Origin of the sequence: Sphingomonas yabuuchiae, from assembly GCF_014199595.1 — a bacterium.
Lineage (GTDB): Bacteria > Pseudomonadota > Alphaproteobacteria > Sphingomonadales > Sphingomonadaceae > Sphingomonas > Sphingomonas yabuuchiae.
Genome location: NZ_JACHNX010000037.1, coordinates 1 through 14,051, shown reverse-complemented (window position 1 = coordinate 14,051; position 14,051 = coordinate 1). Strand labels below are relative to the sequence as shown.

The following is a 14,051-nucleotide window of genomic DNA, read 5'->3' as shown; positions in this document are numbered from 1 at the left end:
CGGCCTTATCGCGCTCGCAGTCGATTTACCGGTTCGCATGATCGTAACCGCACAGGGGAAGGAAACATGGGCTCTCTTCTGCCAGCGCGGTGGGACGTACCCTGAGGATCTCACTGACATTTGATCCATTTGATCGACATCCATCCGGCGGAATGGTAAAGGGCAGCAAGCGCCCAGTTGCGGACATGACGCATTACACGCTGACTGCTAAAAAGAGCGCATGCCGAAGGTGAACTTCAATACGAAACTTTTGTTGGCCGCTTTGATCGTGGCCACAGTCATTCTTGATGTCGCTTTCGGCTGGATGATCTGGATGACCTTCGCTTTCTTTGGAGTAGTGTTGGACACCTTCTTAGTTGCGGCGGTGCTCGTTTTCCCGCCGATCGCGGCCACGCTATACTGCGTCAATCGAGCTCTTGCCGTCCGCAAAGGCGAAAACCCGAGATTTTGAACGACCACTCTCCACCACTTCTTGCCGTTTGGGTGTCATTTCGCCCTCAGCCGGAACCGACCCCTATATGCAATCGCGGCCATCCTCCGCGATTATCCGCGTGATGGCACATGGTATCTCGGCTTCATGATCGTAGATGCCGCACAGCGTGGTCGTGGCGTCGGACGCTCAATTTACTCGACGGTCGAAAGCTGGGCCGCTGCGAGAGGTGCCACAGAGATTCGGTTGGCCGTGCTGGAAGCGAATGAAGCGGCAGAGCGATTTTGGCGTTCTCTCGGCTTCATTGAGTATCGGCGCGTTGGGCCAGACACCTTCAAAATGCGTAGCCATCGCCGGATAGAACTGAGCCGTCGCCTTTCTGGCGCGACCGTAGAAGGCAGCAACAAGTAAGATCTCGCGCCGGCTATCTGGGCGAGCTTGGCGTAGGATTCCGCCCCCTCCCGCAAACGCCCCCTTGGACCCTCCCCGGCCTGCCAAACGTCCAGAATGAAGCCCAGCGGCCCGGAAATCGCCCCTGCTGCGACGTTTCCGCCTCCCCTGCCCTCTCGGCTCGATCACCGCCCTATCCGCCTGGCTTTCCTGGAAAGCCAATTGCGACGGTGCCGCTGGCGCTGTGGTGTCGATAGAAGCGGGGCGTTTAAACGATCCTCAATCTAGCAAAAAGCGTGCCGGCGAAGCCGGCTCATCATGGGGATGCCGGGTGGGAGGATCGCAAAGCGATCCGGGGCGGCCGAAGGCCGCGAGCCGGCGGGGGCGAAGCCCCCAAGAGGCGGCGCTTTTCTTCCCTCTGACCGGTGCCGGTAGCGCGGCGCCAGTGGATCACGCTGCCTCTGTCCCGAAAATCAGGACAAGTTGTTCGATCTGGCGGGACGCTGGTGGGTGAAACCACGATGATCCGGCGTCGAGTGGGCGCTGCGGTTAAAGTTATCCACAGGTCGGCCTAGTGTTAATATATGGGTTAAAGAGTCGTGTTACGGGATTTTGGCGGTTTCATAAGCAACTGAAAATATTAGAATAATCGGGCGTTTTTTTGCCCTCGGCGTCAACGGAACCCCGAATCTGGTGACTCCAGAACCCCGAATCTGCGTCAACGAAACCCCGAATCGCGATCACCCGTCAATGAAACCCCGAACTTTTCCGTTGCGTCAATGAAACCCCGAATCTACGGTGCGCGTCAATGAAACCCCGAATCGAGCCTGACCGTCAACGAAACCCCGAACTCCCGCTTGCCGTCAATGAAACCCCGCACGGCGCGGAGGGACGCCCTTCCCTGCTGCCTGTTCGCTACCCCGATCCCGATCTGTTCATTTGCGATGTTCTCGACGCCATCCCCAAGGATGACATGGCCTCGATGGAGCATCCGATTTTCTCGCTCGCGACCAAGCCCGATCGGCGCGTGTTCCGCTATGAGCATAACGGCAACAAGCTCGAAATCGTCCCCAGCGTCAAAGGGCTGGCGACGATCCACGACAAGGATATTCTGATCTACTGCATCTCCCAGCTCATCGGGAAGATGAACCAGGGGGAGCGACCGAGCCGCACCTTGCACCTCACTGCTCGCGATCTACTGGTGTGGACCAACCGGCAAACCGATGGCGACGGCTATGACCGGCTGCGGAGCGCGTTCGAGCGGCTGTCGGGGACGCGGATCACCACGAATATCAAGGCCGATGGCGAGGAAATCACCGAAGGTTTCGGCCTCATCAATGAATGGCGGATCGTGCGGCAAACCCGCTCCGGCCAAATGTCGGAAATCAAGGTCACGCTATCCGACTGGCTGTTCAAGATGGTTGAGGGGCGCAGCGTCCTGACGCTCCATCGCGACTATTTCCGCCTCCGCAAGCCGCTCGAACGGCGTATCTACGAGCTGGCGCGCAAGCATTGCGGCGCGCAGGAAAAATGGTCGATCTCGGTCGAAACGCTACAGAAAAAGACCGGCGCGAGTAGCCATTTGCGCGTGTTCCGCTCGATGCTGCGCGATCTCGTCGCGCACGATCATCTGCCCGACTATGCCGTGGAAATGAACGGCGATACGGTCACGTTCCGCAATCGCGAGGCTCTGGATACGGTCGAGGCGATCGAGGCGGAACCCGAGCGGCCCTATATCGACCCCGAAGGCTTCCACGACGCCAAGAGCGTTGCGCCTGGCTATGACGTTTACGCGCTCTATGACCAATGGGTGTCATGGTGGATCGACAGCGGGCGGCCGGAACTGAAAAGCCCCCGCGCCGCCTTCATCGGCTTCTGTCGCAACAAGCACAAGACTGCCCCCTTGCGCTAGTATAGGTGTATAGATGTATAGGTGTATAATTGTATACATCTATACTAGCCGGCGATGCGCCCCCTTCCCTTCTTCACAAACAGGTCGTCCAGCGCCTCGCCCAGCAGGCTTTGAACGGTCGTCCCTTCCTCGGCCGCGATAATGCGAAGCTGCGTGCTGACCTCGGGAGGGAAATGCCCGCCAATCAGCTTGGTCCCCTGTCGGCCGCTCGGCGGGGCCTTGCGGGTCACGTCTACCGGCTCGATCGCCGACGCTGGGGCCGGGGCCGCGTCTCCGTCCGCCTTGGCGCGGTTCAGCACCGCTTGCAGACTGTTTCCGCCCTTCGCCATCACGCCACCTCCGCCTGATTGTATAGGCGTATATTTGTATACTCGTATAGTCGGCGGATTTCGTCGGCCGCTGGCCCATGCGGCTCGAACTCCTGCACGGCCCGGCCTGCGGCTTGGGCGCGGAAAAAGGCTTTGCGGTTGCCGATCGTCACCGGGCAAACCGTCGCGCCTAGCTCCGCCACGGCCTGAATCGCATCGCCAGTTTCCTGACCTTGCGGGGGCACGAAGGTAAGGACCACGGCAAAGGCGCGGTCGAGCTGGCGCACCACGTCGAGGGTGTGCGTCATGCTCATCGTGTCGAACACGGCCGTCTTAGTCGGGATCAGGATGAAATCAGCGTGACGCGCTGCCTCATAGGCCAAGTCGCGCGCGACCGCCGCCCCGTCGATCACGACAAGATCGGTGCCGGCGTCCTCGCAGGCTTTGAGCATAGCGGGCAGGCGCACCGGCTGAATCGACGCCACGGCGGGCGTGTCGAGCTGGCGCACGTCCTTCCAGAACGAGGCCGTCGCCTGCGGGTCCAGGTCGATGATCGCGGCGACCTTGCCCGCCTGCTCGGCCGCGACTGCCAGACAGGTCGCGAGCGTCGTTTTCCCAACGCCGCCTTTCTGTGAGAGAATGGCGAGAACCTTCATGCTACACTCCTACACGTATAATCCTATACTTGTATACACAATAGACCGGGAGGGGAAGCCCTGTCGTTCCCGAAATGACGATAGGGAGGCGCTGAATCTGAAATGACGAAAGCGCGCCGCATCATTCCTCCGGTTCGGCGTCGTCATCGTCCAGCGGCTCATGCTCCATCTGGCCGTGATCCTCGATCGGGCAAAGCGGCGCTCCGGCCTGCTCAAGCCATTTGCGCGCGGTCCTCACGGTATAGCCGCACGTCGCGCACTCGCATTTGAGCATCCGGGTTTTCTGCTTCTTGGGCGCGGTCGACTCCCCGTCCGTGTCGAGACGGGCATGGGGGAGGGGGCCAACGCACTCCAGGATCGGCGCGATGGCCGCAAGGAACGCCTCGCCGGGGGTGGTGGCGCGCATCGGCCCGACCAGCCCCAGCCCAAGGGCGACCCGTTAAACGTCTTCCCATGCCCTGCCGGGATGCCGACAGCGGCATGGACCAGCTCATGCGCGAGGATGGCTGCGATCTGCGCCGGCATCGCGTCGGGCGCGTGCGCCAGGTCCGGGCGGATGAAGATTTCAAAATGCCCGTCCGCGCTCAACCGATTATCCCAGCACTCGCCAATCGCCTTGGCCTTCGCGCCTCTGCTGGTGAAGCCGATCGCCACGCGCACGCGGTCGGGCAGGGGGGCGTCCAGCACCTCGAACAGCGGGGCCATGCCCGCCGCCACCGCATTGAGCCAGCTTTCGCGGGTTTCGTGGGTCATCGTCCTTACTCCCTTCAAATCGCCTGTTCGGCGATGGCCATGCCATCGGCCGGAACACGGACGCCCAAGAACGCCGGCGAGAGAGGGGGGCAGCGGGATTCGATGGGGGTGGTGCGGCCGCAGCGCAGCGAGGCACGGCCCCGTCTAATCCCGTTGCGGGGGAGAGGCGGCCGGGACCGCCTTTCCCCCTTCAAACAGGATCGACGCCGGCGCACGCCGGCACCATGAAGCGAGACCCGCTTGCGATCTCGCCCCCGCCATGTGGGTCGTCACCTTGGGCCAAGACCGCTTGCGGGCTTGGGGAACGAAGCGAGTAGGGCCACGGTGCCGCGCCAGCGGCAGGCGCCGCCCCCTAGCCTGGATTGAAATTGTTGCTCAACTGAGCTACATTATCGGCTTGACTAAGGAGGTTCCAATGGCCGCTACCGCTTTCGTGCGCGCGCGCATCGACGAAACATTGAAGGATGAAGCCGCCGCCGTGCTGGCCGAGCTGGGGCTGACCGTCTCGGATGTGGTCCGCATGACCCTCACGCGGGTCGCCAAGGATCATGCGTTGCCGTTCGAGCTGAAGGTGCCGAACGCCGAGACGCGCGCCGCGATCGAGGCGTCCCGCGCGACGATGAAGGCTCGCCGCGCCCGTTTCACCGATGCCCAGGAAATGTTCGATGCCCTCGACCAAGAAGCCCGCCAGCAGTAAGCGGGCGGCGTTCCCAAGAGAGGCGTCCTACGAAAAAAGGTTCGTCAAGGATTGGGAGCGGCTGTCGCGCAGCGGGCGCTACAACATGAAACAGCTCAAGGAGGCGATGATGATGCTCATCGCCAACGACGCGCCGTTAGGCCCGGAATGGCTGGATCATCCGCTGAAAGGCGATTGGAGCGATCATCGCGAGTGCCATATCGGCGGCGATTTCCTGCTGATCTATACGATTGAGGGGAATCTGGTGAACTTCGTGCGCGCCGGCACTCATGCGGAACTGTTTGAATAGCCATGCGCGTAATCTTCATTCGCCACGGCGAATCTACCGGCAACGCCGGCGTGCCCTGCCACGATCTCGGCGCGATCGAGCTGACGGAGCTGGGCCAGGAACAGGCACGCGAAGTCGCGGCGAGCTGGATAGAAGCGCCCGCGCTCATCGTCACGTCGCCCTATACCCGCACGCAGCAGACGGCTGCGCCAACGATCGCGCGCTTTCCCGGCGTGCCGGTGGAAGTGTGGCCGATAGAGGAGTTCACCTATCTGCAACCGGCGCGCTGGAACGGCACGCGCAGCGCGGAGCGGATGCCGCACCTCGAACGCTATTGGAGCGCGGCCGATCCTGATTATTGCGACGGGGAAGGGGCGGAGAGCTTCGCCACCCTGCTCCGGCGCTGCGAGGCCGCGCTGGCGCGGCTCGCCGCCATGCCGCCCGCCTCGCTGGTCTATGTGTTCGGGCATGGGCAGTTCATCCAGGCCGCGCGCGCGATCGTGGCCGACGCTCATCTTGACGATCAGGCAAAGATGCGCGCCTTCTGGCGCAAGGGCGAGCCGCCAGCGATCAGCAACGCGCAGCGGGTAGGATTCCGCTGGCATGGCAGGCGCTGGGAATGTGCGCCGGCGATCGCCGCCTAAATCAACGCCGGAGAGGGCGGGGGGCGTCGCTCATCACCCCTGTAGCCGCGAAATCGTCGCTTGGCTGACGTTGAACAGCGCCGCGACCGATCGCTGGGTGTCGCCTGCGTCGAGCTTGCGCCGCGCCTCGGCCTGCTGGTGCGGGGTGAGGGCGCTCTTGCGGCCGAACTTGACCCCGCGCGCCTTGGCCTGGGCGCGGCCAGCGCTGGTGCGCTCGGCGATCCGCTGGCGCTCGTAGCTGGCCGCGACGCCTAGAACGGCAATCACAACTTCGGCGAGCTGCGAGGTCGTGTCCACCATCGGTTCGGCGATCGAGCGGAAGCCGGCCCCGGCCTCCTTTACCGCATGGAGGATGTTCAAGAGGTCGCGCGTGTTGCGGGCGAGGCGATCGGTCGCCGTCACCATCAGCACGTCGCCGGGATCGAGCGCGCCGATCGCGCGCTTGAGCTGGGGCCGCTCGGCCGACGCGCCGCTGATCTTCTCGCGGTAGATCTTCGCGCAGCCCGCCGCCTCAAGCTGGGCGAGCTGCTGGGCCAAATCTTGGCCGTTGGTGGAGACGCGCGCATAGCCGTAAATCATGGCGCGATTCTGCATCAGATTTTTGCATCAGGGAAGGGCACGGAAAAGCGCGGCTTTTGGTTTGATGCGAAACTTTTGATCTGCTGGTCTCTGTCCTGATTGGGATAGTATCGGGAAGAGCACATGATGACTTCCTACTTGGTGCGATAATCACTTTCAGGCGAGCCCACTGCGACAATCGGCCCAGTCCCACATTTCGCTCGCAGCAGGGCCACCGCCGGATCAGCTTCCGAATAACCTTGCGGGCCAGCCCACGCCATGCGCTCTCCGATCCGGGGCATGGCCTCATCGGAACTGTTGTCTTTCAAGGCCATATAGCCCTCGGCATCCAGACCAAGCTCCACATCCCGGCCGAAAATGACAAGCGGCTCACCGCCGTCTCCATGTTCCGTCAGCCGAAAACACCCGTCGCGGAGGATCACCCGCCCGCTTAGCCGCGCCAGGTTGACGACAGCCGGCTGCCGGTCCTGACGCGGAAACACGCGCACATAGCTGTAGGCGCTTGCAATCATAGCGGCGTGTGCTCGCAAACAGCCTGATTTCCTGCTCACGCTTTCTGCCACTGGCGGGGAGCGTCCTGCTCGAATTATCTGCCAGTGTGCTCGCCATCATCCGGCGCTGCTTGCAAACGGGGCGTTGTGCTCACGCTCCGTGCCAATGGGCTCTCCAAACCCGTAGCCGGCAAGCGCTTTTGCGAAGCAGGTTTCCAGAACAGTTCTGACAAGCGGCGGGCCGCAGAAATGCGTTGTCGTCATGGCCCGCCCGCGAGGTCGTCAGAAAGGAAGGTTTTCGCGAACAGGGCCGGCGCGTCGTGCTAGGCGATGGAACCCCGCAAGCGGACAGGATGCGATGACCAGGACCGAAATGCTGGAAACGATGAAGCGTCTCGACGCCCATGCGAACGCCCTGTTGCTTACCGGGGCCTCCGATATCGATCTGCTCGGCGGCATGTTCGACGTGATGCCCGACTTCAAGGCGTTGCTCGACGCCGGATACGGCGGTGAAATCGACAAGAACGCTGGTCGCTTCCCCGGTTTGCATCGCTACGCCGTCATGCTCTCCAATGTCGCCGAGGGGATCGCGGAAGGTTCCATCCGGGTGCCGCGCTGACGCCCTGTTTCGCTGGCAGGGGATGTGAGCAGACCTTTATGATTGCGAGCAGCGCAGGATGATGTCGAGCACATTGGCAGATAGCGCGAGCAGATCGCCGAGCCGGTTGTCAGATAATCCGAGCAAAAAAAGGCTCTGTTTGCAAGCAAACGCCGCTACGATTGCAAGCACCTACATGTACGGCTTGCCGTCGATCATCGAGATGATATGATCCTTCGACGCCAGCGATTTACGTACCGACACCGCCGGGGTGAACTGGGCGGCCGTCGCTTCCTGCGGAACTGCTGTGCTCGATTGGTCGATCAATCCTGTGATGCTGTCACGCATCCGGGTGAGAAATGCCGGCACGTCCTCGGCCGCGACGCGCGTGTTGGGATTGCTCAGCCATGCGATCGTCAGCTCGGTTGCGAGCTCGATCGCGTTCGGGCCGGTATCGATTTCTGTGGTCATGAGGAAAGCTTGTCCTTGAGTGCCTTGGCCGGTGTGAACACCATTTTGGTCGACGCGGCGATCTCCATAGCTTCGCCAGTCCGGGGATTGCGACCGGTCCGGGCGTCCCGGGCCTTGCTGGAGAACTTGCCGAAACCCGGCAGCGACACCTCCTCCCCCCGCGCAACCGCATCGCCGATGTCACCGAACACGCGGTCGATCAACGCCCGGGCCTTGGCGGCACTCAGATCGCTTCCCTCGGCAATGCCTTTCACAAGATCGTCAAGCTTCATCAAATATCTCCCGTAAACGTGCACCGGGATAATTGTTCCGGTCACGGGCGCAACAGTGCATCCCCTTTCCGGGTGGCGCCGGCAAGATGCAGCGGGCTGGCGACACCGTTGCGTAGCGTGCGTAGATCGCGATCATGCAGCGATGATGTTTGTCCTGCACATCCGATGCCCGTTAATTGAGCAACCTCACTGATGGCGGGTCCGTGCATCGGCGGGCGTCGACCGATAAGCTGGCGGCTCGCGATCGTCGTGGCGGTGGTAGCCCTGTTCGCCAGCAACGCCTGGCTCAAGGGCATCTTTGGCTATGGCGAGATTGCGACCGACATTCCGTTCCTGCTGTTCGGCGTGATCCTGTTCTTCACCTGGCGCGTCAATCGCAATGCCGCCAACCGGCAAAGCGAGCTGCTGGGGTCCGCCCGCTTCGGCGACCGCGCCGACGTGCAAAAGCTGGAGGCGAGCGGGGATCTCCTGATCGGCCGCTCGGCGAAGTTGGGCAAGCTGCTCCGCTATGACGGCGCGGCGCATCTGCTGACGATGGCCCCACCCGCTCGGGCAAGGGCGTCGGCACGATCATCCCCAACCTGCTCCTGCTCGATCGCTCGGTCACCTGCATCGACCCCAAAGGCGAGAATCCGCTACTATGACCAGCGCGAGTTCGACGGCCTGTTCGATCCGGCCTAATTAAGCCCGCTGGGGGCGCTCGCGCCGATCGGCATCCCAAACCACCTAAAAGCCCCTCTTTTGCCTCCACGTCGCGCCTGGAAGGCCGTAGCGGGCGATTCCGTCGCTACCCGTCCCCACTTCTTTCCCGCCTAGCTACCGGCGCGTAGCGCCGCCCCTGTGACGCCGAAGGCGGCACGCAGCGAAAGTGCATCGGCCGTTAGGCCGATTCCGCTTGTCCTTTTTTCCACTGGTTGGTGGCGAGCGGTCGGTCTGTCTTGCGCACTATCGGGGTTTTGGCCCCCGATCCGATGGACCAATCGGGGTTATCCACAGGCCTGAGTCCTTAAGAAGAATCTCCTATGTAATAGGAGGTTTAAGACCCTTACGGAGCGGTTTCGGCCTGTATCGTCAAAGGGTTAGCGGCCGTTTCAGGGGCCAAAACCCCGTGATTCGCAGGGCCAAAACCCCGTGATTCGCAGGGGCCATTCCCCCGATAGTTGGAGCCTCACCACTATCGGGGTTTTGGCCCCTGGCGATCAGTCGGCCGGAAACCCCATCGGCGGGCGCGGCAAGCGCTTGAACTGGAACCCTGGATGGTCGGTCGAAAGCTGGCAACGCTCTGTGAAGTTAAGAACCTCCTCGCCTTCATCGTTCCTGACCAGCTCCAGCCAGTAGCCGGGTAGCCGCTGCCGCTCGACCGCGCGCCGAAGCTCCTTGGCGAAGTCGGCCACGCGCTGGGTGCTGCCGCTCTTGTGGTGGAGCTGCTTCATGGTGAAAGCCCAACCCGCCGCCTGGTGGCCGCCATGCTTGCGCACGACACGGTAAAGCCAACGTTCGATTCCGCCGGTCAGCTTGAAATAGGCTCGGTCGATGCCGAGCACGAGGCGGTCGGTCAGCACGCCCTCGTAGAGCCAATCCGATATGGTGAACTCGACGCCCGTGGATCGGCCTAGGTCGTCGGTCGGTGCCGAGTAGCGCTCGATCCAGTGGAAGCCCTCGGGGCGCTTCTTCTTGCCCTGGCGAATGTTGGTGCGGATCAGGGTGGCGCTCAACCGCTCAAGTGCCTCTACGATGCGCCGGTACTCGTCTCCCCCGGTCGGCCGATCGATCCCGCGTAGCAGCTCATAGAGCGGGACGTGGAAGTGCGGCGTGGTCGGCTGTCCCGCCGCCTTCGCCGCCCTGAGCTGCGACACCGCCCATATCAGGATGTCGCAATCCCAAATGGTGGCGATACCGATCTCGGCCGGGGCCGTGACGTTGACAGTTATGGTCGTGGCGCCGTTCTGCACCTGGTAGTCGATCGGCTCGCTGCGGCGCTGCTTGGAAAGGCTGAAGAACGGCCGCTCCATCATCTCCTGTTCGTCATGAGTCGGTATGTCGCCTGGCAGCGTCACGAACAGGTCGAGCTGGTCGAGTACGCCGGCGCGAACGCCTTCCTTCCTTCTGACCTTCTTAGTCATAAAGGCTCCAAGGGTCAGAGGTCAGCGGCGTGATCGGCCGCTCGGCACACTGGCGGCTACCGCCTCCAGCGGCTCCAGCCCGCGCGCCTCCAAGAGCCGGTTCCACGCCTCATGCCCCAGCTTCTGCAAAGACAACCCTGTGTCGAGGCTGAGCTGGCGAAGCCGGCGACGATCGCGCGGGGTGACTTGCACGTTGATCGGCACGATCGCCGGCGAGGCGGTGTCCCGCACGGGTGCTGCCTCGGTCGCCGCCGCGGTGCTCGGGGCCGCGGCCGGCTCCTCGTCCAGCTCGCCCATTACGTCGGCGAGCGCGCGGCCGGTGCGCTTACTGCTCATGTCGTATCTCCTGAATCCAGCTCCAAACCTGACGCAGCTCGTCGGCCGCTTCGCGGGCCGCATGGCCGCGCATTTCGGTGACGCCCCTCCCCTCAAGCGAGGCGTCCAGATAGATCGTCCGATCGGATAGGTGGATCGGGCAAACCGGGACCGGGTAGCGCGACAGCGCGGCACGCGCGGCAATCGCGCGGGCCTCGTTCTTGGCCGCGTTGACGATGACGGCCGCACGCCGGTCGAGCCGGCGGAGGATCTTCAACGTTTCCCCGACCGCCTCCAGGTCGTCTGGCGACGGCCGCACCGGGACAATCACCAGGTCCGCCACGCGCGCGGCCTCGGCCTCGGGCTCCTCGACGGCAGGACGCGTGTCGATGAACAGCGCGCCGTCGGACTTGCGCCGGAGCCGCTTGGCCGCGTCAGTCAAATTGGTGCCGTCCAGGTCGACCAGCTCGGGGCGCTCAAAGGCCGGCTCGATCTGCTCGCGCCGCGTCCACCACTTCGTCGTCGTCCGCTGCGGGTCGCGGTCGATGATAAGGCTGGGCTCCGCCTCGCCCGCGAGAACCGCGAGCTGACGGGCAAGGGTGCTTTTCCCAGCTCCGCCCTTCTGGCTGACAAGTGAGTAGATTTGCACCTTCGCCCCTTCTGGCTCTCTTTCCTGTGACACTATGAAGGTGATTGGGAGTGAAGGAAAGACCCTTTTCACCTTCCCGCGCGAGCGATCGTCACGCGCAAGCGCCGAGACGCTGTAAGGGGTGACTGCACGAAAGTGCATTCTGCGTACGGTAGGAGCGAACGAGCAGTGAACGGCGGGGTTCAGTCGCCTGCCGTATTGTCCTGATCGATCACGGCGGCTCGTATACCGAGCAACCAAGGCACCCATGCCAGCGCATATCCGGTCCAGAGGTATTCGTACCACGGCATCGCATGACCCAGTTCAGCGACGCTGCCGAAGACGCACAGTACGGCAGCCCCTCCGAACACCAAGCTGACCGTGACCGTGCGGATGGGGCGATCCCACCTGATCGTGGCAAGGCGGGTCGCTGGATTATAGTGCCGGAGACAAAGCCACGCGATGCCCAGCACGACGGGCGATGCGACGATCGTCACAAGGATGCTGCCGTACATGGGGATACCGATGCTGTCGCCATCAGGGGGCAGGACACCCGAGCGGAGCACCTGCGGCCAGTAGGGGTGACTACACGAAAGTGACGTATCTGCACGCTAAGGGAGAACGGAGGGCGAACGTCACGCGGCGAGCAGGGAACTGACGGCGCGTAGCGGCCGCAGGGCATCCGGATCGGGCCGGTCTTCGACATTCCAGCTATAGTCGCCGGTCAGCGAGATATGCTCCCAGCCCAATGGCGCGATGTGGCGTGCGATCTCGTCCGGCGTGCCGATGTCAGCCAACGCCATTTCGAGATAGCGGGTGTTCCACAGGATGATGGCGGCGACGAGCAGGTTGAGGCCGGATGCGCGATAGGTCTGGTTTTCGAATCGCCGATCACGCAGTTCGCCAAGCTGGTTGAAGAAGAGCGCGCGGGCGAGCGCATTGCGGGCCTCGCCCTTGTTGAGGCCCGCTTGGGTGCGTCGGCGTAGATCGATGTCGCGCAGCCAGTCGAGCATGAAGATCGAGCGTTCGAGGCGGCCGAGCTCGCGCAGCGCGAGGGCCAGTCCATTCTGTCGCGGATAGGCGGACAGGCGGCGCAGCATCGCCGAAGCGGTGACGGTGCCGGTACGGATCGATGTGGCGAACCGCAGCAGTTCGTCCCAATGCGCGGCGACATGACCCAATGCGATCGGCTCGGCCGTCATGCCGCCGAGCAAGGGGCCAGATTCCTGGCCGGGCAGGAGGTGCAAGCGACGCTCCTTGATGTCGCGCAGGCGCGGCGCGAAGCGGTAGCCGAAGAAGGGCATGAGGCCGAATACATGATCCGATGCTCCACCCGTATCGGTGTAGTGCTCCTCGATCGTCAGGCCCGTCTGGTGATACAGCAAGCCATCCAGAACATAGGGCGCTTCGCCGGCAGTCGCCGCGATCACCCGGCTCGCAAAGGGATCATATCGATCCGAGACATGGGTGTAGAAGGCGACGCCCGGTTCGTTGCCGCTGCGCGCGTTGATGTCGCCGATCGCGGCACCACGACCGCCGGCATGAAATTGTTGTCCGTCGCTCGACGAGGTGGTGCCGTCTCCCCACAGCGCGGCGAGCGGCATGGTGCGATGGGCGTCGATCAGCCTTCCCAGCGCTTCACCATAGGGGTCGGTTCCGGCTGAGGGCGGAATGACACCCTAAGCGCCGGCGTCCTTGGGCCAAAGGTATTCGCCAGTGAGGAGGATGTGTGCCCATCCGAGCGGCGAAATATGGGCGAGAAGATGGTCGGGGGTATCGAGCCCTTCGCGGCGCCGGGCCTCAACGGCATGGCCAAGGTGCAGGGTGTTCCAGTAGACGATGATGGCGGTGAGCAGGTTGAGGCCGGCGATCCGGTAATGTTGCCCTTCCGTTGTGCGGTCGCGGATTTCGCCCTGACGGCCAATGCGCAGGGCATTTTTCAGCGCATGATGTGCCTCGCCCTTGTTGAGACCGACCTGTGCACGGCGCTGCATGCCTGCGTCGAGTATCCATTCGATGATGAACAGCGTCCGCTCGATCCGGCCCACCTCGCGCAGCGCGGAGGCAAGATCGTTCTGGCGCGGATAGGAGGCGAGCTTGCGCAGAATGCTGCTCGGCGCGACCTGTCCCGCGCTCATGGTGGCGGCGCAGCGGAACAGGTCGGGCCAGTTGGAAACGATCAGCGCCTCACGCGCCTTGCCGCCCACCAGCGGGCGCAGCTCGCTCGGTGTGGTGGCAGGGTTAAATACGTACAGTCGTTTGGATGGGAGGTCGCGGATGCGCAGCACGAGGCGGTAGCCGAGCATGGCGCTGATCCCGAACAGATGATCGGTGAACCCGCCAGTGTCGGCGTACTGCTCTTCGATCCGTCGCCCTGCCTCATTCATTGTCAGCCCGTCGAGTAGATAAGGTGCTTCGCTCACCGTGGCTGGAATGGTCCGCGATGCAAACGGCGCGAAGCGGTCGTTGACGTGGGTATAGGCCTTGATGCCGGGATCGTTGCCGTAGCGGGCGTT

The 14,051-nt window shown here is 63.1% G+C and carries 18 protein-coding genes and 3 pseudogenes; 8 read left to right on the top strand and 13 right to left on the bottom strand.

Features of this window, described 5'->3' with window-relative positions:
* Positions 1 to 220 precede the first annotated feature (220 nt).
* From GGQ89_RS19205 to GGQ89_RS19195, 3 genes are all read left to right on the top strand, one after another.
* Positions 221 to 451 carry a hypothetical protein gene (locus tag GGQ89_RS19205; RefSeq protein WP_184107041.1) on the top strand — a complete coding sequence of 77 codons (231 nt, stop codon included), beginning with the start codon at positions 221 to 223 and terminating at the stop codon, positions 449 to 451.
* Between the two features lie 21 nt (positions 452 to 472).
* Positions 473 to 841 (top strand): GNAT family N-acetyltransferase, encoded by a 369-nt coding sequence (locus GGQ89_RS19200; protein ID WP_276208885.1) that lies wholly within the window; start codon positions 473 to 475, stop codon positions 839 to 841.
* A 787-nt stretch (positions 842 to 1,628) separates the two neighbouring features.
* Positions 1,629 to 2,732, top strand: a complete 1,104-nt coding sequence (locus tag GGQ89_RS19195) for a replication initiator protein A (RefSeq protein ID WP_184107039.1) — start codon at positions 1,629 to 1,631, stop codon at positions 2,730 to 2,732.
* 44 nt (positions 2,733 to 2,776) lie between these two features.
* Here GGQ89_RS19195 and GGQ89_RS19190 read toward each other — a convergent pair whose 3' ends face one another.
* From GGQ89_RS19190 to GGQ89_RS19180, 3 genes and pseudogenes are all read right to left on the bottom strand, one after another.
* The gene (locus GGQ89_RS19190) at positions 2,777 to 3,061 is read right to left on the bottom strand and encodes a ribbon-helix-helix domain-containing protein (RefSeq protein ID WP_017501683.1); all 285 of its coding nucleotides are present in this window, start codon (positions 3,059 to 3,061) and stop codon (positions 2,777 to 2,779) included.
* Positions 3,061 to 3,696 (bottom strand): nucleotide-binding protein, encoded by a 636-nt coding sequence (locus GGQ89_RS19185; RefSeq protein ID WP_066490587.1) that lies wholly within the window; start codon positions 3,694 to 3,696, stop codon positions 3,061 to 3,063. Before GGQ89_RS19185 ends, GGQ89_RS19190 begins: the two co-directional genes overlap by 1 nt.
* A 121-nt stretch (positions 3,697 to 3,817) precedes the next feature.
* Positions 3,818 to 4,449, bottom strand: a pseudogene (locus GGQ89_RS19180) (transcription elongation protein SprT).
* Between the two features lie 415 nt (positions 4,450 to 4,864).
* On the opposite strand from GGQ89_RS19180, the gene GGQ89_RS19175 reads away from it, so the two are divergent.
* The 3 genes from GGQ89_RS19175 to GGQ89_RS19165 are packed head-to-tail and all read left to right on the top strand — an operon-like array spanning position 4,865 to position 6,058.
* The gene (locus GGQ89_RS19175) at positions 4,865 to 5,146 is read left to right on the top strand and encodes a type II toxin-antitoxin system RelB/DinJ family antitoxin (protein ID WP_017501687.1); all 282 of its coding nucleotides are present in this window, start codon (positions 4,865 to 4,867) and stop codon (positions 5,144 to 5,146) included.
* On the top strand, positions 5,115 to 5,435 hold the full coding sequence (locus tag GGQ89_RS19170) for a type II toxin-antitoxin system YafQ family toxin (RefSeq protein ID WP_026109291.1): 321 nt from the start codon (positions 5,115 to 5,117) through the stop codon (positions 5,433 to 5,435). The genes GGQ89_RS19175 and GGQ89_RS19170 overlap by 32 nt, the downstream gene beginning before the upstream one ends.
* A 2-nt stretch (positions 5,436 to 5,437) precedes the next feature.
* Positions 5,438 to 6,058, top strand: a complete 621-nt coding sequence (locus GGQ89_RS19165; protein ID WP_017501689.1) for a histidine phosphatase family protein — start codon at positions 5,438 to 5,440, stop codon at positions 6,056 to 6,058.
* Positions 6,059 to 6,091: 33 nt separating this feature from the next.
* Here the strand turns inward: GGQ89_RS19165 and GGQ89_RS19160 are convergent, their stop codons facing one another.
* Positions 6,092 to 6,637, bottom strand: coding sequence for a recombinase family protein (locus GGQ89_RS19160; protein WP_038292857.1), 546 nt, complete (start codon positions 6,635 to 6,637; stop codon positions 6,092 to 6,094).
* Positions 6,638 to 6,771: 134 nt separating this feature from the next.
* Complete coding sequence (locus GGQ89_RS19155) at positions 6,772 to 7,149, bottom strand: hypothetical protein (RefSeq protein ID WP_184107037.1); 378 nt, start codon at positions 7,147 to 7,149, stop codon at positions 6,772 to 6,774.
* Positions 7,150 to 7,486: 337 nt separating this feature from the next.
* Between GGQ89_RS19155 and GGQ89_RS19150 the strand changes: the two genes are divergently transcribed.
* Complete coding sequence (locus tag GGQ89_RS19150; RefSeq protein WP_015449245.1) at positions 7,487 to 7,747, top strand: hypothetical protein; 261 nt, start codon at positions 7,487 to 7,489, stop codon at positions 7,745 to 7,747.
* A 177-nt stretch (positions 7,748 to 7,924) separates the two neighbouring features.
* On the opposite strand, the pseudogene GGQ89_RS19145 reads toward GGQ89_RS19150, so the two are convergent.
* A pseudogene (locus GGQ89_RS19145) lies at positions 7,925 to 8,197 on the bottom strand (MucR family transcriptional regulator); the annotation flags it as partial.
* Complete coding sequence (locus GGQ89_RS19140; protein ID WP_035386333.1) at positions 8,194 to 8,469, bottom strand: HU family DNA-binding protein; 276 nt, start codon at positions 8,467 to 8,469, stop codon at positions 8,194 to 8,196. The pseudogene GGQ89_RS19145 and the gene GGQ89_RS19140, both read right to left, overlap by 4 nt.
* Positions 8,470 to 8,661: 192 nt before the next feature.
* Here GGQ89_RS19140 and GGQ89_RS19135 point away from each other — a divergent pair, with 192 nt between their 5' ends.
* On the top strand, positions 8,662 to 9,150 hold the full coding sequence (locus GGQ89_RS19135) for a hypothetical protein (RefSeq protein WP_066490684.1): 489 nt from the start codon (positions 8,662 to 8,664) through the stop codon (positions 9,148 to 9,150).
* 518 nt (positions 9,151 to 9,668) lie between these two features.
* Here the strand turns inward: GGQ89_RS19135 and GGQ89_RS19130 are convergent.
* The 6 genes and pseudogenes from GGQ89_RS19130 to GGQ89_RS19105 form a co-directional block, all read right to left on the bottom strand.
* Entirely contained in the window at positions 9,669 to 10,592 is a 924-nt protein-coding gene (locus tag GGQ89_RS19130; RefSeq protein WP_082741039.1) for a replication initiator protein A, read from the bottom strand.
* A 21-nt stretch (positions 10,593 to 10,613) separates the two neighbouring features.
* Positions 10,614 to 10,928 (bottom strand): hypothetical protein, encoded by a 315-nt coding sequence (locus tag GGQ89_RS19125; protein ID WP_066490686.1) that lies wholly within the window; start codon positions 10,926 to 10,928, stop codon positions 10,614 to 10,616.
* A complete protein-coding gene (locus GGQ89_RS19120; RefSeq protein ID WP_016509639.1) occupies positions 10,918 to 11,556 on the bottom strand; it encodes a nucleotide-binding protein in 639 nt (212 codons plus the stop codon). The genes GGQ89_RS19125 and GGQ89_RS19120 overlap by 11 nt, the downstream gene beginning before the upstream one ends.
* 182 nt (positions 11,557 to 11,738) lie before the next feature.
* Positions 11,739 to 12,050 (bottom strand): hypothetical protein, encoded by a 312-nt coding sequence (locus tag GGQ89_RS19115; protein ID WP_184107033.1) that lies wholly within the window; start codon positions 12,048 to 12,050, stop codon positions 11,739 to 11,741.
* 120 nt (positions 12,051 to 12,170) lie between these two features.
* Positions 12,171 to 13,187 (bottom strand): annotated as a pseudogene (locus GGQ89_RS19110) (Tn3 family transposase); the annotation flags it as partial.
* A 27-nt stretch (positions 13,188 to 13,214) separates the two neighbouring features.
* Positions 13,215 to 14,051: Tn3 family transposase (locus tag GGQ89_RS19105; RefSeq protein WP_184107031.1), on the bottom strand; the 837-nt coding region annotated here is incomplete at its 5' end.